15 protein-coding genes are annotated in these 20,864 nt (G+C 69.8%); 7 read left to right on the top strand and 8 right to left on the bottom strand.

All coding sequences use genetic code 11. The annotated features are described in order from the left end of the window. Positions 1-22: 22 nt before the first annotated feature. Genes ACZ3TI_RS07310 through ACZ3TI_RS07300 form a run of 3 tightly spaced genes read right to left on the bottom strand, consistent with a single transcriptional unit; the run spans position 23 to position 3,123 of the window. Positions 23-844 (bottom strand): carbohydrate ABC transporter permease, encoded by an 822-nt coding sequence (locus ACZ3TI_RS07310; RefSeq protein ID WP_465724361.1) that lies wholly within the window; start codon positions 842-844, stop codon positions 23-25. After that, on the bottom strand, positions 841-1,833 hold the full coding sequence (locus ACZ3TI_RS07305; RefSeq protein WP_465724359.1) for a carbohydrate ABC transporter permease: 993 nt from the start codon (positions 1,831-1,833) through the stop codon (positions 841-843). Before ACZ3TI_RS07305 ends, ACZ3TI_RS07310 begins: the two co-directional genes overlap by 4 nt. Before the next feature lie 33 nt (positions 1,834-1,866). Beyond that, positions 1,867-3,123 (bottom strand): sugar ABC transporter substrate-binding protein, encoded by a 1,257-nt coding sequence (locus ACZ3TI_RS07300; protein ID WP_465724357.1) that lies wholly within the window; start codon positions 3,121-3,123, stop codon positions 1,867-1,869. Between the two features lie 329 nt (positions 3,124-3,452). Between ACZ3TI_RS07300 and ACZ3TI_RS07295 the strand changes: the two genes are divergently transcribed. Next, positions 3,453-4,550 (top strand): LacI family DNA-binding transcriptional regulator, encoded by a 1,098-nt coding sequence (locus tag ACZ3TI_RS07295; RefSeq protein ID WP_465724355.1) that lies wholly within the window; start codon positions 3,453-3,455, stop codon positions 4,548-4,550. A gap of 79 nt (positions 4,551-4,629) precedes the next feature. Here ACZ3TI_RS07295 and ACZ3TI_RS07290 read toward each other — a convergent pair whose 3' ends face one another. Both ACZ3TI_RS07290 and ACZ3TI_RS07285 read right to left on the bottom strand, forming a co-directional pair. After that, complete coding sequence (locus ACZ3TI_RS07290) at positions 4,630-6,051, bottom strand: non-reducing end alpha-L-arabinofuranosidase family hydrolase (RefSeq protein WP_465724353.1); 1,422 nt, start codon at positions 6,049-6,051, stop codon at positions 4,630-4,632. Positions 6,052-6,551: 500 nt separating this feature from the next. Next, entirely contained in the window at positions 6,552-8,783 is a 2,232-nt protein-coding gene (locus tag ACZ3TI_RS07285; RefSeq protein ID WP_465724351.1) for an alpha-L-fucosidase, read from the bottom strand. A 353-nt stretch (positions 8,784-9,136) separates the two neighbouring features. Between ACZ3TI_RS07285 and ACZ3TI_RS07280 the strand changes: the two genes are divergently transcribed. From ACZ3TI_RS07280 to ACZ3TI_RS07260, 5 genes are all read left to right on the top strand, one after another. Beyond that, positions 9,137-10,201, top strand: coding sequence for a sugar ABC transporter substrate-binding protein (locus ACZ3TI_RS07280; protein WP_465724349.1), 1,065 nt, complete (start codon positions 9,137-9,139; stop codon positions 10,199-10,201). Between the two features lie 47 nt (positions 10,202-10,248). After that, the gene (locus ACZ3TI_RS07275; RefSeq protein WP_465724347.1) at positions 10,249-11,814 is read left to right on the top strand and encodes a sugar ABC transporter ATP-binding protein; all 1,566 of its coding nucleotides are present in this window, start codon (positions 10,249-10,251) and stop codon (positions 11,812-11,814) included. After that, on the top strand, positions 11,807-12,847 hold the full coding sequence (locus tag ACZ3TI_RS07270) for an ABC transporter permease (RefSeq protein ID WP_465724345.1): 1,041 nt from the start codon (positions 11,807-11,809) through the stop codon (positions 12,845-12,847). Before ACZ3TI_RS07275 ends, ACZ3TI_RS07270 begins: the two co-directional genes overlap by 8 nt. A gap of 103 nt (positions 12,848-12,950) precedes the next feature. Beyond that, a complete protein-coding gene (locus ACZ3TI_RS07265; RefSeq protein WP_465724343.1) occupies positions 12,951-14,264 on the top strand; it encodes an enolase C-terminal domain-like protein in 1,314 nt (437 codons plus the stop codon). Between the two features lie 187 nt (positions 14,265-14,451). Beyond that, positions 14,452-15,159: a FadR/GntR family transcriptional regulator gene (locus tag ACZ3TI_RS07260; protein ID WP_465724341.1), complete on the top strand. Its 708-nt coding sequence runs from the start codon at positions 14,452-14,454 to the stop codon at positions 15,157-15,159. A 113-nt stretch (positions 15,160-15,272) separates the two neighbouring features. On the opposite strand, the gene ACZ3TI_RS07255 is transcribed toward ACZ3TI_RS07260, so the two are convergent. Beyond that, positions 15,273-16,391: a fatty acid desaturase family protein gene (locus tag ACZ3TI_RS07255; RefSeq protein WP_465724339.1), complete on the bottom strand. Its 1,119-nt coding sequence runs from the start codon at positions 16,389-16,391 to the stop codon at positions 15,273-15,275. Between the two features lie 7 nt (positions 16,392-16,398). Further along, on the bottom strand, positions 16,399-17,454 hold the full coding sequence (locus tag ACZ3TI_RS07250) for a ferredoxin reductase (RefSeq protein WP_465724337.1): 1,056 nt from the start codon (positions 17,452-17,454) through the stop codon (positions 16,399-16,401). 87 nt (positions 17,455-17,541) lie between these two features. On the opposite strand from ACZ3TI_RS07250, the gene ACZ3TI_RS07245 reads away from it, so the two are divergent. After that, positions 17,542-18,681, top strand: a complete 1,140-nt coding sequence (locus ACZ3TI_RS07245) for a PucR family transcriptional regulator (RefSeq protein ID WP_465724897.1) — start codon at positions 17,542-17,544, stop codon at positions 18,679-18,681. A 32-nt stretch (positions 18,682-18,713) separates the two neighbouring features. Here the strand turns inward: ACZ3TI_RS07245 and ACZ3TI_RS07240 are convergent, their stop codons facing one another. Further along, positions 18,714-20,858 (bottom strand): tetratricopeptide repeat protein, encoded by a 2,145-nt coding sequence (locus ACZ3TI_RS07240; protein WP_465724335.1) that lies wholly within the window; start codon positions 20,856-20,858, stop codon positions 18,714-18,716. Positions 20,859-20,864 lie beyond the last annotated feature (6 nt).

The raw sequence follows: 20,864 nt of genomic DNA, 5'->3' as shown, positions 1-20,864 counted from the left end.
AGGCGGGAGGTACCGGCCGGCATCAGTCCTTGACGGCACCGGCGGTGACGCCGGCGGCGATGTGGCGCTGGGCCAGGATGAGGATCACCGCGGTGGGGATCGACGCGACCACGGCGGTGGCCATGATGGCGTTCCACTGCTGGTTGTTGTTGCCGATGTAGTGGTAGATCCCCAGCGTGATCGGCTCGTGGGCGCCGCCGCTGTCCAGGGTGCTGGCGAAGACGAAGTCGGACCAGGACCAGAGGAACGCGAACAACGAGACGGTGACGATCGCGTTGCGGCTCATCGGCAGGACGATCGACCAGAAGGTCCGCACGGCTCCCGCGCCGTCGGTCCGGGCGGCCTGCAGCAGTTCACCCGGGATGCCGTCCATGAACGCCCTGAAGATGAGCACGGCGAACGGGACGGCGATCGTGGAGTCGGCGACGATCAGGCCCGGCACGGATTGCAATAGTCCGATCTTGAGGTAGATGGTGTAGAAGCCCATCGCCATGATGATGCCGGGGACCATCTGCGCGACCAGCAGGACGAAGCCGAGGACGCCGCCGCCGCGCGGGCGCAGTTTGGCCAGCGCGTACCCTGCCGGTGCCGCGAGGGCCACGGTGAGCCCGACGGTACCGAGGGCGATGACCAGACTGGTGCCCAGATAGGGCAGTTGCTGGTCCAGGACCGCCCGGTAGCCCTCCAGCGTGCCGTGGAGCGGGAACCAGTCCGGCGGGGACTTGCGCATGTCCTGGTCGCGGGTGAAGGAGACGTTCAGCATCCAGTAGACCGGGAACAGCATCAGTGCGGTGAGCAGGACGCCGACAGCGGTCTTCCACCAGGAGGTGCGTCGTGTGGTCATGATGCCTGCTGCTTTCGCTGGACGCGGATGTGGACCATGCCGAAGAACAGGGCGATCAGGACCAGCAGGTTTCCGACGGCGGCGCCGTGGCCGAAGGCCGGCAGCGCGTTTCCGAAGCCGAGGCGGTAGGACCAGGTCGCCAGCGTGGTGGAGGAGTCGACCGGACCGCCCCTGGTCATGATCCAGATGATGTCGAAGACCTTGAGGGTGTAGATCAGGCCCAGGAGCAGGGTGATCGCCGATACCGGGCGCAGCAGCGGGAACGTGACGTGGCGGAAGCGCTGCCAGGCGTTCGCCCCGTCCAGCGCGGCCGCCTCGTGGAGGGCGGCCGGAATGCTCTGCAGACCGCTGTACAGGACCACCAGGTTGAACGGGATCCCGATCCAGATGTTCGCGATCACCACCGACGCCAGGGACCACGTCGGCGAGGTGAGCCAGTTGACCGGACCGATCCCCACCGCGTGCAGGACGGCGTTGACGACGCCGGAGCCGCTGTTGAGCATCCACGACCAGGTGGAGGCGGACACGATCAGCGGCAGCAGCCAGGGCACCAGGAACAGGGCGCGCAGCGTGGCCGCCAGGCGGAAGTGCTGGGTGAAGAAGACCGCGAGGGCCAGACCGATCCCGTACTGCAGCAGCAGGCTGGCGGCGGTGAACACCACCGTGTGCGTCAGCGCGGGCAGGAACGTGGGGTCGTCCAGGACCGCGCGGTAGTTCGCCAGTCCGGCGAAGGGGGCATCGCCGTTCACGAACGAGCGAACCGTGTAGTGGCGCAGGCTCAGGTCGATGTTGCGGTAGAGGGGGTAGGCGTAGAACACGCCGAGGTAGATCACCACCGGGGTCAGGAATCCCCACGCGGCCCACTGCGGGGAACGGGTGCGGGACCTGGTGCGTTCGGTGCCGGTGCGCCCGCGTGGCGGGACCGCGGTGGCCGGCCCGGCCCCGTCCCGCACGGAGCGGGCCTGCGGTGTCTGCGCTGTGTCGTTCATCGGCGGGTCCTGTCGTCCTCGCGGCTGGCGGTCCTACTTGGCAGCGGCCGACTGCGCCGCGGACAGTGCGGCCTGCGGCGACTTGGACCCGGTCAGGGCGGCCTGGACCGATGTCCACAACTGCTCGGAGATCTTCGGGTACTTGGTGCCCAGGTCGTCGCCGGTACGGCCCTTGGCGGCCTTGACCGCGTCGATCCACGGCTTCAGGTCGGGGTCCCCGGCGGCCTGCTTGTCCTGCACCGCGGGGGTGGGGGCGATGTAGGACAGCGTGGTGTCGGTGGCGTAGGAGTTGTCCGCGCTGGTCAGACAGGACACCACCTTGTTCGAGACGCCGTAGCGGTCCGTCTTCCGCTGGACCGGGACGGTGACGAACTCGCCACCGGTCGGGGCGGGGGCGGTGCCACCGGTCATACCGGGGACGGGGATGACCCCGTACTCGAAGCCGGCCTTCTTCGCGTTGGCCAGCTGCCAGGTGCCGTTCTCCGCGAAGGCGAACTCACCGGTGGCGAACTCCTGCCAGCTGGTGGTCTGTGTGTTGTTGATGACCGAGTTGGGGGCCAGGCCTTGCTTGACCCAGTCGGTCCACAGCGACAGCGCGGAAGCGGCCTGGGCGGAGTCCAGGTGCGTGAGCTGCGCACCGGACCCCCAGAACCACGGGAGGAACTGGAAGCTCCCCTCCTCGGTGCCGATCCCGGAGAAGGTGATGCCCTTCTTGCCCGCGGCCTTGACCTTCGTCAGGGCCGCGGTCAGCGACGCCCAGTCCCTGATCGAGGCGGGGTCCACGCCGGCGGCCGTCAGGACCGCCTTGTTGTAGTACAGCGCCAGGGTGTTCGCGCCGATCGGGGTGCCGAAGGTCTCGCCGCCGCTCCGACCGGCCGCGAGCAGGTTGGGTGACACCGCCGAGGTGTCGATCCCGTTCTCCTTGGTCGAGGTCAGCACGCCGGCCTCGGCGAGTGTGGAGACCGCCGGGTTGTCGACGATCAGCACGTCCGGGGAGTTGCCCTGCTGTGCCGCGAGGAGTTCCTTGTTGGTCAGGTCGCTGGTGTCGAAGGCGGTCCTCTTGATCTGCACGCCGGCCTGGGCGCCGCAGGTGTCCAGCAGCTTGGCCCAGGCGGAACCGGCGTCGAACTGGGGGTACGGGTCCCAGAGGGTGTAGGTCCCGCCGGCGGAGTCGCCTCCCCCGCCGGACGCACCCGTCCCGGACGAGGATGAGCACGCGGTGACGGCGGTGGCGAGGACGACGGCGGCGAGCGCGGCGACGGTGAGCCGCCGACCTGTGGATCTGTTCATGACACCGAACCCTTCGGTCTTGGAGAGGCACTGAGGGTGGACGCGGGGGCGACGAGGAGGCCGTCTCCGTGTTACGGCCTGGTGTCGAATCGATTGCGCGAATCGGTTCGACAGGAACATAGGACCGGCCCCTGGGACCGTCAATAGCCCGGGTGAACTTCGTCACCTCAGCCCTGACAACCGGAACTCGGGCCGGCTGCCCGTGGCCCTGCCATGTGGGTTGCGGACAGAGGGGGAAGCGCACTACCTTCTAACGAATCGGTTCGACTACGGCGACACGCGTGTACGCCGCCACCGACACCAGGCCACCCATCTCGATGAGGACAGCGATGAACATCGGGGAGATCGCCAGCCGGGCGGGCGTCTCGCGGAGCACCGTCTCCTACGCGCTCAGCGGCAAGCGCCCGGTCTCGGACGCCACCCGCAAGCGCATCCAGGACGTCATCGACGAGCTCGGCTACCGGCCCAACGCCGCCGCCCGCGCGCTGAAGGAGGGCCGGACCCGGACCATCGGCCTGGTGATCCCGCCGGCCAGCCGACGCCTGACCCACATGCAGCTGGGTTTCGTGGCCAGCGTGGTCGAGGCGGCGGCCCGCGCCGACCTGGACGTCCTGCTCTCCCCCTCCGGGGGCGACCACGACCGGTCGTTCGAGCGCCTCCTGTCCGGAGGGCGCGTCGACGGGGTGATCCTCATGGAGATCCGCCTGGAGGACTCCCGGGTCCGCAGACTTCAGCAGGCCGGGCTGCCGTTCGTCGGGATCGGACACACGGCCCGCGCCCACGAGATGTGCTGGATCGACGTCGACTACACCACCGTGATCAACCAGTGCGTCCACCACCTCGCGGATCTGGGCCACACCCGGATCGCGCTGATCAACCGTTCCGTCGAACTCATGGCAGCCGGCTACGGACCGGGCCACCGGGCTCGCGACGGCTTCACCGCGGCCGTCACGCTGCGCGGCATCCAGGGCATCGACCTGGAGTGCGGGGACGACGCGGCCGCCGGACTGGAATGCGCCACCCGGCTCCTGCGCGACCACCCCGACATCACCGCGGTCGCGACGATCAACGAAGCCGCGCTGCCCGGCTTCCAGCGGGGCCTGGAGGAGGCCGGCCGCACGGTACCGAGGGACTTCTCCATCACCGGCGTCGTCGGCCGGACCTGGGCCGAGGAGTTCCGCCCCCCGCTCACCGCCGCGGACGTACCGGCGCAGGACATCGGCACCAGGGCCATGGACCTACTGCTCGAACGCATGGCCGACCCCACCGCCCCCCTCCGCAACATCCTGCTGACCCCGCCGGTCTCCCTGCGCGGCAGTACCGGCCCCGCGCCGTCCGCGCAGCCCGCGGCGGCTGCTGACCCCGGTCATCGCCGCTCGGCGACAGGGCAGGGTCCGGCACCGGATGCCCAGGAACCGGACGCGTAACAGGACGAGGGACCCCGGCCGCCGCGCGGCCGGGGTCCCTCAAGGCGTGGGGTGTCGGCTCCCGGGTGGACCGGGAGGGTCAGCGCTGCAGGGTGAGCACGCCCGGCCGGTACGGCAGTTGGATGTAGGGAGTGCCGTCCGAGGAGGGGTTCCTGCCCTGGTAGAGGAGCTGCAGGTTGCAGGGGTCGACGGTCATGGTCTGGTCGGGGTTGTTGCGGACCAGGTCACCGTGGCTGATGTCGTTGGTCCAGGTGGCACCGCTGTTGGCCTTGCCGGCGAAGGGGTTGCTCGCGGTGGCGGCCTGCGCGGTCCAGGAGCCGCTCAGGCTGGTGGCGGTGAACGAGCGGAAGTAGCGGTGCTCGTTCGCGTCCCGGGCCTCGACGATCATGAGGTACTGGTTCTGGCCCTGGACCTTGTAGACCTGGGGCGCCTCGAACAGGTTCTGCACCGTGTCGCTCATGACCGTGGTATACGAGGAGCCGAAGTTGCCGGGGAAGTTCCCGATCGGCATGCTCGCGCGGTAGATGCTGCCGTTGTCACCGGCGAAGAACAGGTACATGTTCTGGTCGTCGGCGATCAGGGTCGGGTCGATCGGGCCGCCGGTGGGGAGGCTGCCGGTGAACAGCGCCTGCGGCGCCGACCAGCCGTTGGGGTTGGTGGGGTCGCTGGACGTGCGGTAGGTGAAGGGCCAGGCGGTACCCCACCCCAGTGAAGCCAGCACCCAGGTGTTCTTGGGCGCGAAGTAGAACAGCTGGGGCGCCACCGCGGACGAGGACATGACGGTCTGGGTGGCCGAGGCCATGTCCGACCAGTTCGCGAAGGGAGCGAATCCCATCGACTTCCACGACGTTCCGTCGGAGTAGGTCGCGTAGACCAGGTGCTTGCCGTTGTAGACCACGTCGGTGAAGTCCTTCAGCGCGGCCCCTCCATTCACCGGCTCCGCCAGCGAACCGGTCGAGGTCCACCGGTACGTCGACGGAAGAGCACACGTGGCGCCCGTCCCCGACAGGCCGGTCCACTTCTGGTTACTGGTACCGCTGCAGTTCCAGAGCTGCACCGCCGTCCCGTTGGCCGTACCGCCGCCACTGACGTCCAGGCACAGTCCGGACTCCACCCCGACCACAGTGCCGTCGGCGTTCACCCGCCACTGCTGGTTCGTCCCGCCGCTGCAGGTCCAGATCTCCACCCGGGTGCCGGCCGTGGTGGCGTGGCCCGGAACATCCAGGCACTTGTTGCCGTACACCGTCAGCTGGTTGCCGGACGTCAACGTCCACTGCTGATTGGTCCCGCCTGAGCAGTCCCAGATCTGCAGGAACGTTCCGTCGCTCTGGCTGGCATTCGGTACATCGAGACACCGGCCGGAACCCACACCACGCAAGGCGCCGCTCGTGGCCGCCTGAGCCGGGGCTGCGACGAGCATCGACGCCAACGCCACCACGGCCGCGACGACGGCGGTGAGCACGACGGACAGAGGCCTGCGGTCGGAACATGGTCTACGCATCGAGATGTCCTATCTGTAGGGCTGGAGCTGTCACACCGTCTGGTCGCCGTTGACACGTGCGCCACCTGACGGCGCGCCAGGAGAGGGGATTGGCCGGCGCCGAGGCCTCGCCTTCGCCCGTCGGACTTCGGAAGCCCCGTACGGGTGCTTCTCCGGGCAGGTGCGAGGGCGCCGGCGGAGGGGTACACCCTCGACCGGCCGTGCGCGAAGGTCGTCGCCGTCCATCGGGTCGGCGAGGGCGACATGCGGCTCCGCAAAAATGTTAGCGCTAACAATCCAGGGCCGAAGTAAGTCCTCCTTGTGGGGAGGCAGATGAGATCTTGAATGTGAGCGGAGTCAATACCCGCCCACCCGGGCACGTCAAGATGGCTGCAGCGACTTTCCTGACGGAGGCGGCGCACTCCCCCGTCACGCTCGCTGGGCGCCTGCCGAGGTCGACGCGCCGGACACGTCGAGCAGCTTGCCGCTGCTGCGGCCCCGGTTCCGGCGGTGGCGGGTGTCTACAGCGCCGTGAAGGTCCACAGCAGGTTGGAACTGCTGTTGTAGCTCCACTGCTTGGTGACGGAGCCGGATGCGACGCTGCCGCCGCCGTCGAGGACCAGGCCGCTGGTGCGGTTGGCGATCGAGTACCCGTTCCCGCCGCGAGGGATGATCTTCCACTGTTGGTTGGTGCCGCCGTTCCAGGGGGCCTGGCGGGCGGCGGAGCCGTCGGCGGTGGCGCCCCAGCCGTCGACGACCATGCCGTTGGTGCGGTTGACCAGCTTGTAGTAGCCGCCGCCCACGTCGACGGCCTGCCACTGGAGGTTGCTGCTGCCGTCCCAGGTCCACTGCTTGAGGTTGGACCCGGAGTCGACCTTGCCGCCGCCGTCCAGGGCGAGGCCGTCGGTGACGTTGGTGAGCCGGAAGTACGTCGACGGGTCGAACTGGACCTTCAGCGAGGTGATCCGGTCGTTGTTGCCGGTGGCCCTGAGGTCGGGGGTGTCGGCGGTGAAGGTCCAGGCGGTACCGGTGAAGTTGTCCGCCGAGTAGCCGATCACCTGGAAGCCGGGGGACGTACGGAGGGAGGAGATGGTCGCCGCCCCCACACCGGCCGCGGTCAGGTCGGCCGCGGTGTACTCGCCCACGTTCAACGCCGCGGAGGCGCCGGTGTAGTTGACGTCCTTGAAGGCGACGGCGCCGGCCGGCGGCAGCACGACCGGGATGGTGCCCGAGAAGGAGAGCTTCAGGACGTACGCGTTGGCGCCGTACGGCGCGGAGGAGGGCAGGGTGACCGTGAGGCCGGCGGAGCTCTGCACCGGTGCGGGCAGGTCGACGGTGGTTCCGGCGGTGGAGCCGAGCAGCTTCACCGAGGTCAGCGACGAGAGGTTGATCCGGTCCAAGCCGAGGGTCTTGATCGTGAGTGAACTGCCGGGCCAGCCCAGGACGGTGGCGTACAGGACGTTGCCGGCCTTGTTGCGGGTGAAGCGGATGTCCTGGGGAGTGCCGGCCGTCGGGTTGGTGAAGGAGCCACCGCCCATCTTCGTCGGGCCCTCGCCGTAGACCGTCCAGGCTCGGGTCGAGTAGATCGACTCGCCGAAGCGCTTCAGGTGGTCGCCGATGCCGAGCAGGACGTCCTTCTGCGCCTGGGGGATGGTGCCGTCGGCCATCGGCGCGATGTTCAGCAGGACGTTGCCGTTCTTGCTGACCCGGTCGATGAACGAGTGCAGCATCTGCTGGATGCTGTAGTAGCCGATGCCCTGCGTGTAGCACCAGCTGCTGCTGGAGATGCTGTCGTCGGTCAGCCAGTACGGGGTGGTGAGGTCCGCCGGGCCGCCGCGCTCGTAGTCGAAGATCTCGCCCTTGTTGTCGAAGCCGTCCTTGTACGTGGCGACGACCTCGCGGCCCCAGGAGTCGGCCTGGTTGTAGTAGTAGGACAGGAAGTCGAGGCGCCGCGTCTCGTCGACCCGGGTCAGGTCGAAGTCCTGCCAGAGGATGTCCGGCTGGGCGCGGTCGATCACCTCCTTCAGCTTGTCGTACCAGAGCTGGTTCTCCTGCGACCTGTCCAGCTGCCCGTAGAGCTTCTTGAGGCTCGGGTCCGACTGCGCGGGGGCGCTCTCGTAGTAGCCGTTGAAGTTGAACGCGTGGTGCATGGCCACCAGCAGCTTGAGGTTCTTGGCGCGGATCGCCGTGGCGAACAGCTGCAGCAGGTTCAGCTTGGGGCCCTTGGCGACCGAATTCCACTCGTTGACCTGGCTGTCCCACATGGAGAAGCCGTCGTGGTGCTCGGCGACCGGTCCGGCGTACTTGGCGCCGGCGTCGACGAACAGCTGCGCCCACTCGTCGGGGTCGAAGTTCCCGCCCGCCGACTTCAGCTTCGGCGCGAACTGCACGGTGTTGCCCGCGAGGTCCTTCGCCCCGTTGATGAAGTTGTGGTACGGCCAGTCCGCCGGCCGGCCGTAGGTCGCGATGTGGTGCTGGTTGGCCGGGCTGCCGGCCTTGTACATGTTCCGCGGGTACCACTCGCTCTGGTACGCGGGAACGCTGAAGACCCCCCAGTGGAAGTAGATCCCGAACTTCGCGTCCTGGAACCACTCCGGAGCCGCCGGGTGCTGGTCGACCGAGCTCCAGTCAGGGGTGTAGGGGCTCGGTGCCGCCTGTGCGACGCCGGCCGCGAGGCCGCCGCCCGCGATGGCGGCCGCAGCCACACCTGCGGCCGCGGACAGGAACTGACGTCGGTTCAGTGAGCTCGCCATGAGGACATCCCTGGACTGGGGGGACGGAGAGAACGGGCCGGACCGGGGGAACGGACGACGCGGGAACGTACGACGCGCACACCCCTGGGGCGCCGGGAGGTTACGCACGAAGTTCGTCCATGTAACGCCCTGATGTCAACGGGCGTGCAGCGATTGATGGGATTTTTCTTCCTGGCCGGTCACGCCGCATCCGTCGAACTGGGCCAAGATTCTTGCGATTTGGCTCGATACCTGGACACCACCCCGTCGCCGCCCCTATACATACATCCCATCTCTCTGATGCGGCGGACACGCAGCGGCCGCCGCCCGGCACAACTCTCTCCCGCTCACGGGACCGGCGCGAGGAAGTACCGATGAGACTCATGACCGCACTCCGCTCCACCGCCTCGGCGCTGTCCGCCCTGGCACTGCTCAGCGCCTGCAGCGGCGGCTCGGGCACCGAAGCCGCCTCGGGCGACGCGCCACTGGTCGGTGTCGACTACCCGCGCTCCGACACCGACTTCTGGAACTCGTACATCAAGTACACGCCCGGATACGCCGGACAGCTGGGCCTGTCACTGAAGACGACGAACTCGCAGAACGACGTCGCCAAGCTGACCGCCAACGCACAGACCTTCATCAGCCAGGGTGTGAAGGGAATCGCCATGGCGCCGCAGGACACCGCCGCCGTCGCGCCGACGCTGGCGCAGCTGGAGGCGAAGAAGATCCCCGTCGTCACCATCGACACCCGCCCCGACAGCGGCAAGGTGTTCATGGTGGTGCGGGCCGACAACCGTGCCTACGGCGAGAAGGCCTGCCAGTTCCTCGGCACGAAGCTGAAGGGGCAGGGCAAGGTCGTCATGCTGGAGGGCGGTCTGGACTCCGTCAACGGCCGGGACCGCACCGAGGCGTTCAACGGCTGCATGAAGAAGAACTACCCCGGCATCAAGGTGTTCGGCGAGGCCACCAACTGGGACGGCGCGGTCGCCGCACAGAAGCTCCAGACCGACCTGACCGCGGACCCCGACATCAAGGGGGTCTACATGGAGTCCAGCTTCGCCCTGGCCGGCACCCTCCAGGTCCTCAAGCAGAAGGGCCTGCTGGTCGACCCGTCGGACGAGAAGCACGTCTTCGTCGTGTCCAACGACGGCATCCCCGAGGAGCTCAAGTCGATCGCGGCGGGCAGGATCGACGCCACCGTCTCCCAGCCGGCCGACCTGTACGCCAAGTACGCGCTGTTCTACCTGAAGGCCGCCATCGACGGGAAGACCTTCCAGCCCGGCACGACCGACCACGACAGCACCATCATCCAGGTCCGGCCGGGTCTGCTCGAGGACCAGCTCTCCGCTCCCCTGGTCACCCTCGACGGCGCCAGCTACGGCGGTGTTCCCAGCGTCAAGAGCGACGACCCCTCCCTGTGGGGCAACAACCACGGCTGACGTTCCCGATCAGGTACCCAACGGCTAACGAGTACAAGGCGGTTGTGATGAGCGACGGGGAGCGAGCAGTCAGCCCCGCGCCCGCCCCGGCGGACGACGGACGGTCCCAGGCGGGCCCGCCCGTCGTCGAGGCGACGGGCATAGTCAAGCGATTCGGTCCGACGGTGGCCCTCGACGGCGCCCGGATCACCATCAGGGCCGGCGAGACCCACGCGCTAGTCGGCCGCAACGGGGCCGGCAAGTCGACGCTCGTGTCGGTCCTCACCGGCCTGCAGGCCCCCGACGAGGGAACGGTCTCCTTCGGCGGCAGCCCCGCGCCACGGCCGGCGGATCGCGACGCCTGGCGACAGCGCGTGGCCTGCGTCTACCAGAAGTCCACCATCATCCCCACCCTGACCGTCGCCGAGAACCTCTTCCTCAACCGCCACGACCACGGGCGTGGCCGGCTCATCAGCTGGCGGGGAGTGCGCCGGCGGGCGAAGGAACTGCTGTCGGCCTGGTCGGTGGACGTCGACCCGCAGACCTCGGCCGGCGATCTGAACGTGGAACAGCGGCAGTTCGTGGAGATCGCCCGGGCACTGTCGTTCGGCGCCCGGTTCATCATCCTGGACGAGCCGACCGCCCAGCTCGACGGCGCGGCCATCACCCGTCTCTTCGACCGGATCCGCGACTTGCAGCGCCAGGGCGTGACCTTCCTGTTCATCAGTCATCACCTCCAGGAGGTCTACGACATCTGCGACATGGTGACGGTGTTCCGCGACGCCCGGCACGTCGTGACCGCGCCGGTCGCGGAACTCCCCCGCACCGAGCTGGTCGCCGCGATGACCGGCGAGGCGGCCGGCGACCGGCCGCCGGTGCGGTCGAGCAGCCTCGACCGCACCGGTGTGCCGGCCCTGTCCGTCCGGGCGCTGGGCAGTGGCGGTGCCTACGGTGATGTCACCTTCGAGGTGGGCGCCGGGGAGATCGTCGGACTCGCGGGTGCCGCCGGCAGCGGTCGTACCGAGGTCGCCGAGACCGTGGTGGGGCTGCGGGCGGCCCAGGCGGGAGCGGTGGCGATCGCCGGGCGGCGGCCGCGGCCCGGCAGCGTTCCCGCCGCGCTCGCCGCGGGTGCCGGGTTCGTCCCGCAGGATCGGCACCACCAGGGATTCGTGCCCGACATGTCGATCGCCGACAACGCCACGCTGTCCGTGCCGCACAGGCTCGGCCGGAACGGATTCCTCAGCCGTCAACGGCGGGACCGGCTCGCCGGCGACATGATCGAGAAGCTCGCGATCAAGACGCCCGGCCCCGAGCTGCCCGTCTCCGCGCTCTCGGGCGGCAATCAGCAGAAGGTCGTCATGGCCCGGGCGCTGGCGGACGACCCCCGCCTGCTGGTGCTGATCAATCCGACCGCGGGGGTGGACGTGCGCTCCAAGGAGTTCCTCCTCGGCAAGGTCGAGGAGACGGCGCAGACCGGCACAGGAGTGCTCATCGCCTCCGACGAACTCGACGACCTTCGTATGTGCGACCGGGTCCTGGTGATGTTCCAGGGCCGGGTGACCTCAGAGATGGCCCGCGGCTGGCATGACCACGAGCTCGTGGCCGCGATGGAAGGAGTGGACCTCGATGCCTGAAACCGTCCACGCGGACGCGGCCGCCGAGGCCGTGGAACCCAGGCCCCCGCGCACCGCGCTGCTCGGCGGCCGGGTACCCCTGGCCCGGCTGCGCGACCTCGCCCTCGTCCCCGCGATCGTCGTCATCGCGATCGTCGGCCAGATCGTCAACCCCGTCTTCCTGCAGGCCGACAACCTCATCAACGTCCTGCAGACCATGTCCGAGATGGCCCTGCTGGTCCTCGCCCAGACGATGATCCTCATCGTCAAGAAGATGGACCTGTCCCTGGAGTCGACCATGGGCCTCGCACCCGGTGTCGCGGCCTGGCTGGTCGTCCCGGCCGGCGCGGGACACGGGCTCGGCCTGCTTCCCGGCGCCTGGGCGGTTCCCGTCACCGTGGCCGTCGGCGTACTCGTCGGCGTGATCAACTCGCTGCTGATCATCCGCTTCGGCCTCAACGGCTTCATCGTCACCCTCGGCATGCTCATCGTCCTGCGCGGCATCCTCACCGGCGTCTCCGGCGGGCAGACCTTCTTCCAGCTGCCGGAGTCGATGCTCTACCTCGGCACCGCCGAGTGGTTCGGGATGCCCGCCTCCATCTGGACCTGTCTGGCCCTGTTCGCGATCGCGATCGTGGTTCTCGGCTGGACCAGCTTCGGCCGCTCCCTCTACGCGATCGGCGGCAACGTCGACGCTTCGAAGGCAGCCGGCATCCGTACCGACCGGGTGCTGTGGACCGTGATCGTCAGCGGCAGCACACTCGCCGCCCTGGCCGGGCTGATGCTGTCCGGACGCCTGGCCTCGGTCGCCTCCGCCCAGGGCAACGGCTACATCTTCACCGTCTTCGCCGCCGCCGTCATCGGCGGGATCAGCCTCAACGGCGGCAAGGGCACCATGTTCGGCGCGTTCTGCGGCATCCTGCTGCTCTTCATGATCCAGAACGTGCTCACGCTGGCGGGCGTCCCCGCCCAGTGGATCGGCGCCCTCAACGGCCTGATCATCCTGGTCGCCCTCGCCATCTCCCGCATCACCGGCGGCAAGGTCCAGGAGTGACCCGGGCGGCCGTCGTCGGCCGCCCGCCCGCCCGCCCGCCCGCCGTCACGTACATGCCCCGTCGACCGGGGCAAACCCCCCGACCCTCCCAGGAGTCGCCGTCATGCCCCCGTCCTCCCGGATCACCTCCCTGGACGTCCTGGACGTCCGCTTCCCCACCTCCGAGCATCTGGACGGCTCGGACGCGATGAACCCCGAGCCCGACTACTCCGCCGCCTACGTGGTGCTGCGCACCGACGACGGCGACAGACTGGAAGGCCACGCCCTCGCCTTCACCACCGGACGCGGCAACGACGTCCAGGCCGCCGCCATCGCGGCCCTCGCCCCGTACGTGGTCGGCCTGTCCGTCGAGGAGGTCTGCGCCGACCTCGGAAGGTTCGCCCGCACTCTCGTCCATGACCCCCAACTGCGGTGGCTCGGACCGGAGAAGGGTGCCATCCACATGGCCACCGGAGCCGTCGTCAACGCCGCCTGGGACCTCGCCGCCAAGCGCGTCGGCCAGCCCGTCTGGCGCTTCCTCGCCGCGATGTCCCCCGAGGACCTGGTCGCCCAGGTCGACTTCCGGTGGATCAGCGACGCCCTCACCCCCGAGGAGGCGCTCGGGATCCTCCGCCGCGCCGAGCCCGGCCGTCAGGAGCGCATCGCCCGCCTGCTGGAGAGCGGCTACCCCGCCTACACCACCACCCCCGGCTGGCTCGGCTACTCCGACGAGAAACTGGGCCGCCTCGCCCAGGAGGCCGTCGCTGACGGCTTCACCCAGATCAAGCTGAAGGTCGGCGCGGACCTGGAGGACGACGTACGGCGCATGCGTGCCGCCCGGGCGGCGGTCGGCCCGGACGTCCGCATCGCCGTCGACGCCAACCAGAGATGGGACGTGGCACCCGCGATCGACTGGATGCGCGCCCTCGCCCCCTACGACCCGTACTGGATCGAGGAGCCCACCTCCCCCGACGACATCCTCGGCCACGCCGCCGTCCGCGAGGCTCTCGGCCCCATCAAGGTCGCCACCGGCGAGCACGTCGCCAACCGGGTCGTCTTCAAGCAGCTGCTGCAGGCCGGAGCGGTGGACATCGTGCAGATCGACTCCGCCCGGGTCGGCGGCGTCAACGAGAACCTCGCGGTCCTCCTGCTGGCCGCGAAGTTCGGGGTGCCGGTCTGCCCGCACGCCGGGGGTGTGGGGCTGTGCGAGATGGTCCAGCACCTGTCGATGTTCGACTACGTGGCCGTCTCCGGCACCACCGAGGACCGGGTCATCGAGTACGTCGACCACCTGCACGAGCACTTCGTCGACCCCGTCCGCATCTCCGACGGCCGCTATCTCGCGCCGACCCTGCCCGGGCTGAGCGCACAGATGCACCCGGGCTCGCTCAAGGAGTACGCCTACCCCGACGGCCCGGTCTGGACGACCCGTCTCTGACGCCCAGGTCCTACAGCCGTCCCAGTATCATCAACGTCACCCTCGGCATGCGGACTGCGGAACAGGTCGGACGGAACGTGGAACTCCATCGCCAGCACATCCCCGAGGCTCGCTGGGACGCTCTCCGCGCCCGGGAACTCATCAGGTCGGACGTGCCTGTCGTGAACAGGCCCGGAAGGAGCGCGCGGTGTCTCTGACGGACAAGGCCATCGCGCAGATCCGCGAGCTGATCCGCAGCGGAGCGCTGCCACCGGGTTCGAAGCTCCCGCCGGAGCCGGAGCTGGCCGCCCAGCTCGGTCTCTCCCGCAACCTGGCCCGGGAGGCCGTGAAGGCATTGGCCGTCGCCCGGGTCCTGGAAGTCCGGCGGGGCGACGGCACGTACGTGACCAGCCTGCAGCCGAGCCTGCTCCTGGAAGGGCTCGGCGGCGCGGTGGAGCTGCTGCAGGGCGATTCCGCCGCGGTGCAGGACCTCATCGAGGTACGGCGGCTCCTGGAACCGGTCGCCACGGCGCTGGCCGCCACCCGGATCTCCGACGAGCAGCTGGCCGAGGTGGAACGGCACCTGGCAGCCATGCGCGACGCCCGTGACGACGTGGAGCGGCTCAACGCCCATGACGCCGCGTTCCACCGCGCCGTCATCGCGGCCACGGGCAACGAGACCCTGGTCACGGTCCTGGAGGGCATCTCCGGGCGTACGCTGCGCGCCCGCACCTGGCGCGGCTTGGTCGACGAACAGGCCTCGGGCCGGACCATCGCCGAGCACGAGGCGATCTTCCGGGCGCTGTCGATCCGCGACGCCTCCCTCAGCCAGGCCGCTGCGTTGATGCACGTCAGCAACACCGCGCTGTGGCTGAGCGAGCACCTGCGTACGGGAGAAGCCCTCCCGTGGACATGAAGGCCGAGGAGTGACGGTCGGTTCCCGCCGTGCCCGCGACCGGCCGGCCGAGCGGGACGGTGCCGGCCCGACGGTGCCGCCGGTACGGCCGGGACCTGAACCGGTACCGGTGATCAGGCCGCGACGAGCTCCTGCTCGCGCTCCGGCGTTCCGGCCCTCGGTTTCCTGTTCGGCAGCGAGAGCCGGAAGACCTTGCGCCACGCGGAGAACACCTGCTTCGGCAGCGGCCCGGTGACGTACTCCAGCTCGTACTTCTCGAACAGCGCGCGCACCTTCACCGCGACCTCGGCGTAGCGGTTGCTCGGCAGGTCGGGGAACAGGTGGTGCTCGATCTGGTGCGACAGGTTGCCGGTCATGAAGTGCATGGCCCTGCTGCCACTGATGTTCGCCGACCCCATCATCTGGCGCAGGTACCACTGGCCGCGCGTCTCGCCCTCGATCGACTGGCGCTCGAAGACCTGCACGCCCTCGGGGAAGTGCCCGCACATGATCACCGAGTGGGTCCAGATGTTGCGGACCAGGTTCGCGGTGAAGGTGGCGGCGAGCGTGGTGAGGAAGGACGGGCCCGACAGCAGCGGGTGGATCACGTAGTCCTTGAGCACCTGCTTGCGGATCTTGCGGCCCACGGCTCTGGCCCGCGCCCGGAACTCCGGGTCCTTGCGGCGGCGCTTGCGCAGGTTCTTGCCGAGCTCCAGGTCGTACGCGGCGATGCCGTACTCGAAGAAGCAGGCGTTGACGAAGTTCCACAGCGGCTGGCCGAGGTGGAACGGGTGCCACTTCTGGTCCTCGTCGACGCGCATGATGCCGTAGCCGAGGTCGTTGTCCTTGCCGATCACGTTGGTGTACGTGTGGTGCAGCTCGTTGTGCGAGTGCTTCCACTGATCGGACGGCGCGACGTGGTCCCACTCCCAGGTGGTGGAGTGGATCTTCGGGTCCCGCATCCAGTCCCACTGGCCGTGCAGGACGTTGTGGCCGATCTCCATGTTGTCCATGATCTTCGCCACGGACAGACCGGCGGTGCCGAGCAGCCACGCGGGCGGGAAGATCGAGAACAGCAGCACGCCCCTGCTGACCAGCTCGATCTTGCGCTGCGCCGAGATGACCGTCCGGATGTAGGCGGCGTCCTTCTCGCCACGGCCGGCGATCACCTCGTCGCGGATCGCGTCCAGCTCGCGGCCGAGCTCCTCGATCTGCTCCGCGGTCAGGTGGGCGGTGGGGTCGATGGCGGTCAAAGTGCTTCTACCGTTCGATGTCGCAGGGGCCCGCCGCGGCGGACACGCAGGTCTGGATGAGGACGCCCGGCTCGGCCTCGGTGATCTCGCCGGTTCGCAGGTCGCGGACGGCGCCCGCCTTGAGCGGCGTGACGCAGCCGAAGCAGATGCCCATGCGGCACCCGGAGGGCATGAGCACGCCGGCCTCCTCGCCGACGGCCAGCAACGGCGTGGCGCCGTCCGCGTCGACGGTCCTGCCGGTGGCGCTGAACGTGACCTCGCCGCCGTCGCCGGCAACGACGGTGCTCGGGCGGAAGCGCTCGGTGTGCAGGCGCTCGTGGACGCCGTGCTCGTTCCAGTGCTTCTCTGCGGCGTCGAGCAGGCCCGCGGGACCGCAGGCCCAGGTCTCGCGCTCGGCCCAGTCGGGCACGAGTCCGTCGAGACGGGCGATGTCGAGCCTGCCGTCCGTGTCGGTGTGCACCTCGATGAGGCGCAGTTTCCCGTCCGCGACCAGGCCGTGCAGTTCGGTGCGGAAGAGCACGTCCTGCGGCTGTGGCGCGAGGTGGACCATGACCACGTCGTCGAACTCGGTGTCGCGCAGCATGCCCATCACGGGCGTGATGCCGCTGCCGGCCGTCAGGTAGAGCACCTTGGCGGGCTTGGCCCGCGGCAGTACGAAGTCACCGGACGCCTGGTCGAGCTGGACAAGCGTGCCCGGTGTCGCCCTGCGGACCAGGTGGTTGCTGACCTTGCCGTCCGGGATGGCCTTCACGGTGATCGTGACACGGCCGTCCCGGCGGTCTGTCGGCGAGGTGATCGAGTAGGCACGCCACAGGCGCCTCCCGTCGACATCGACCCCGATCCGCAGGTACTGACCGGCCGTGTGGCCGCGCCAGCCCCGTCCCGGCCTGATCACGATGGTCGCGGCGTCGCCCGTCTCGGGGTGCACGGCCTCGATGCGCCCCCGCAGGTCGGCGCCGGTACGCAGCGGGCTGACCAGGTCGAGGTAGTCCGAGGGCAGCAGCGGCGTTGTGACCATCTCCAGCAGTTTCCACGCCCTGCTGCGGAGTGTTGCACGCGTCATGACTCCAGCTTGCGGCGCCTCGGGGCGTAAAGTCCTGACCGTAGGACGTGAAACTGATCGGCCGATTTGTTCGCAGGAAACAAAAACGTGAGCCATGCAATCCGGAGGGCCGGCGAATTGGCCCTGGATGAGACGACGGTCACGGCACTTCGGGCCGCGCTGACGACCACCGCCGACGAGGTCGTCCAGGCGATCATCGACGAGGTCCCTCCCTACGCCAATGCCCTTTCGGGCCCCATGGGCGGCACCATCCGCCGGGCCGTCCGCACTGCTCTGGGGAACTACCTGGACCTGGCGAGCGGGAACGACACAAGCGGCGACGCCGGTGACGCGGCCTACGAGCTGGGTCGCGGCGAGGTGCGCGACGGCCGTTCGATGGACGCCCTGCTCAGCGCCTACCGTGTCGGCGCCCGCGTGGCCTGGCGATGCCTGGCGGCGGGTGCCGTACCCGCAGGTCTGCCCGCCGCCGAGGTCGCCAAGTTCGCCGAGCTGACCTTCGCCTACATCGACGAGCTCTCCGCCGCGAGCGCCGCGGGCCACGCCGACGAACTGGCCGCCCGGGGCAGGGCCCACGAGCGCCATCTGGAACACCTGGCCCGCGACCTCCTCGCCGGCGCGAACCCGGACGTGCTGATGGCCTCTGCTCAACGGGCCGGATGGCAGCCTCCGGTTTCGCTGACCGTGGTCCTGCTGCCCGCGGTCCAGGCCCGGCCTGCCTACCGCGCGCTCGACCCGAGCACCCTGGTCCTCGACGATCTGCCGGACGCCACCGGTGTGCTGCTCGTCCCCGATGCCGACCGGTCGCGTCTCCTGCGGCAGCTGACCGACCGCACCGCCGTCGTCGGCCCGGCCCGGCCGTGGACTCGTGCGTCCGCCTCGTACGCACGAGCCGTACGCGCGCGTTCCCTCTCCGCTGACATCCGCGACACCGAGGACCACCTGCCCGAGCTGGTGCTGAGCGCCGACGCGGACGCGTTCGCAGACCTGCGTGCCCGAGCCCTCGCACCGTTGCGGACCTTGCCCGACGCGACGGCACAGCGGCTGGAGGAGACGCTCCGGGCGTGGCTGCTGCACCAGGGCAGGCGGGAGGAGGTGGCGGCGGCGTTGTTCGTCCATCCCCAGACAGTCCGATACCGGATGTCGCAGCTGCGGGAGCTGTTTCCGGATCTGGCGTCGCCCCACCGGGTCCTTGAGCTGACACTGGCCGTGGGTCTTCGGGTCAGCTGACGCGCTCCTTCCGCTGTGCCGTGGGCCGACGCCTACCTCCCCCACCGCCTCCACTTGCCCCGGGACTGTCCCTTCCAGTACGTGAGTGCCTGGTGGGTGGTCGCGAGGTCGGGATGGCCTGGGCTGAGGACGCGCAGTTGCTCGTTCAGCAGGTCGGTCAGGACGGCCACGGCCTCTCGAACGTCACCCGACTCGCCCAGCCAGTGACCGAAGCGGAAGCGGGTGTCGAAGGTGCCGTAGTCCGTCGGCCCGAGCATGCGGAGCAGCTCGTCGACGAGCCGGCGGTACGAGATCGCTGCCCCGGCCGCGTCCCCGGCCCTCCCCTGCCACTCGGCGACGGTGCGGCGCAGGGTGAAGTCGGGCGGGCTCATCCGTCCGTTGACGGCCGCGATGTAGCCGTCATCGGCGAGGATGTCGCGATAGACGCCGGCGACGCCCGGCAGGTCGCCGGCCTGTTCGAGCCAGTGGGCCAGGCGGTACCGCAGCTCGGTGACCCCTAAGACCAGGCGGACGCGTTGCGAGGGGGACAGCTCGTACTCCGGGGCCAGCAGGGCGAGCTGGTCGTCGACCATCCGGCGGTACTCGGTGATCGCGGCGGTGAGGTCCCCGGATTCCGCCCGGAGCCGCGCGATCCGGCCGCGCAGCTTCGTCACGGACTCGTGCCGGGCTCCGAGCCGGTCGGCTGTCGCCGGCAGCAGCGTTTCGAAGTAGTCCAGGGCGGCCTGTGGCCGGCCGTCGTCCGCCAGCGTGTCGCCCACCCGCAACACGAGGTCGTGCAGCCGGTAGCCGGTACTCCAGCCGTGCCGGAGCCCGGGCTCGCCGGATCCCAGCAGCAGGGTCCGGTCGTTGCGGGTCAGCGCCTCGACGTTCGAGCGCAGCACGTCGGGAGGGAAGTCGAGGACGCGCGAACGCGGGAGTGGCGGCCGGTCCTTCGGAGGTACCAGGAAGGACGTCAGCGCGTTCGCCTCGTCCGCCGACTTCCGGGACGCGACGAAGAGCAGGTCGGCGGCTACGCCGACCACCGCCGCGGCCCGGCCGGCCGGCGCGCCCTCGCGGACGGCTCGTTGCACCACCGGGTGGACCCGCACCGACCGGCTCGTGTCCGTCGGGTCGTAGTCGAGCAGGCTCCACCGGTGCAGCAGCGCGAGCGTCTCGTCGGCGCTCCCGTCCGGCTCCGCGCCCTCGGCCGGCCGTGCGGTCCGCTCCCGGTCGAGGTACCGGACAGCGGAGGTCAGCACCGCGGCCGGGATGCCGTCGGAAGCCAGCGGCGCCGCCAGTTCCAGCAGCACCCGCGCCGTCCCGATCGGCGCCAGGGCGTCGGCGCGCTCCAGCGCGAGGTCCCAGGCGTTCGGCAGTGGCAGGCTCTGCTCGTCCGGCAGTCCGCCCGGATCCGGTACCAGGTCGGCCAGCCGCCGACCGTCGTCGCGGAGCAGGCGGAGGTAGTCGGCGCAGCTCAGGCCGGTGCTGACCAGGTAGGCGGCCGCCTGCGCGAGTGCGAGCGGCAGGTATCCCAACTCGCGGGCGAGTGCCTCCAGTTGCTCAGGCGGCTCGACTCGGCCGGACGCGGCGAGCACCGCCGTGAGGTAGCCGAAGGCCTCGGCGGAGCTGAACGACGGCACGGTGACCACCTGTCGGCCGAGCCCCTCGCGGGCCAGGTCCCGGCGCCAGGTGGTGACCAGGGTCCGTCCCAGGCGATGGTCCGGCGGCCAGAGTCCACGCAGGTCGTCGGGGTCGACCAGACCGTCCAGGACGAGCAGCCGGCGGACCTCCTCCCCGCCCCCGCCCGGCCGGAGCCAGGCCAGGAACTCCCGTGCGCCCTCCTCCGGATCGGCCGGGTCGCTGCCGGTGATCTCGGCGATGGCCCGGGCGTAAGCCGTCAGAATGGCCGCGCGGCTACCGGCGGTGACCCAGACCAGCAGGTCGAGCTGCCCGGCTTGCCAGGCGGTGCGGGCCTCGTTCGCGGCCAGCTGGGTCTTGCCGACCCCCGCGGTGCCGACCAGTATCCGGCAGCGCACCGGGGCGTCGGGGACGTCGGGAGCGGCCCGGCGCTGGAAGCAGTGCGCGGTGTTCGGGACCGCCCCGACCTGGTGCGGCCAGGCCGCCGGGGCACGTCGGCCGGCGTAGTAGGCCACCTGGTCAACGTGGCCGACGGCGAAGCTGTGATTGCTCGCCTGCACCCCCGA

Source organism: Kitasatospora sp. NPDC023120 (assembly GCF_055560835.1).
Note: the sequence above shows the minus strand (reverse complement) of the source record. Positions and strands in the feature narration are given on the sequence as shown.

Excerpts from the sequence above, each read along its gene's own strand:
- ACZ3TI_RS07310 (WP_465724361.1), bottom strand. The coding sequence starts at position 844 with ATGACCACACGACGCACCTCCTGGTGGAAGACCGCTGTCGGCGTCCTG.
- ACZ3TI_RS07305 (WP_465724359.1), bottom strand. The coding sequence starts at position 1,833 with ATGAACGACACAGCGCAGACACCGCAGGCCCGCTCCGTGCGGGACGGG.
- ACZ3TI_RS07300 (WP_465724357.1), bottom strand. The coding sequence starts at position 3,123 with ATGAACAGATCCACAGGTCGGCGGCTCACCGTCGCCGCGCTCGCCGCC.
- ACZ3TI_RS07295 (WP_465724355.1), top strand. The coding sequence starts at position 3,453 with ATGAACATCGGGGAGATCGCCAGCCGGGCGGGCGTCTCGCGGAGCACC.
- ACZ3TI_RS07290 (WP_465724353.1), bottom strand. The coding sequence starts at position 6,051 with ATGCGTAGACCATGTTCCGACCGCAGGCCTCTGTCCGTCGTGCTCACC.
- ACZ3TI_RS07285 (WP_465724351.1), bottom strand. The coding sequence starts at position 8,783 with ATGGCGAGCTCACTGAACCGACGTCAGTTCCTGTCCGCGGCCGCAGGT.
- ACZ3TI_RS07280 (WP_465724349.1), top strand. The coding sequence starts at position 9,137 with ATGAGACTCATGACCGCACTCCGCTCCACCGCCTCGGCGCTGTCCGCC.
- ACZ3TI_RS07275 (WP_465724347.1), top strand. The coding sequence starts at position 10,249 with ATGAGCGACGGGGAGCGAGCAGTCAGCCCCGCGCCCGCCCCGGCGGAC.
- ACZ3TI_RS07270 (WP_465724345.1), top strand. The coding sequence starts at position 11,807 with ATGCCTGAAACCGTCCACGCGGACGCGGCCGCCGAGGCCGTGGAACCC.
- ACZ3TI_RS07265 (WP_465724343.1), top strand. The coding sequence starts at position 12,951 with ATGCCCCCGTCCTCCCGGATCACCTCCCTGGACGTCCTGGACGTCCGC.
- ACZ3TI_RS07250 (WP_465724337.1), bottom strand. The coding sequence starts at position 17,454 with ATGACGCGTGCAACACTCCGCAGCAGGGCGTGGAAACTGCTGGAGATG.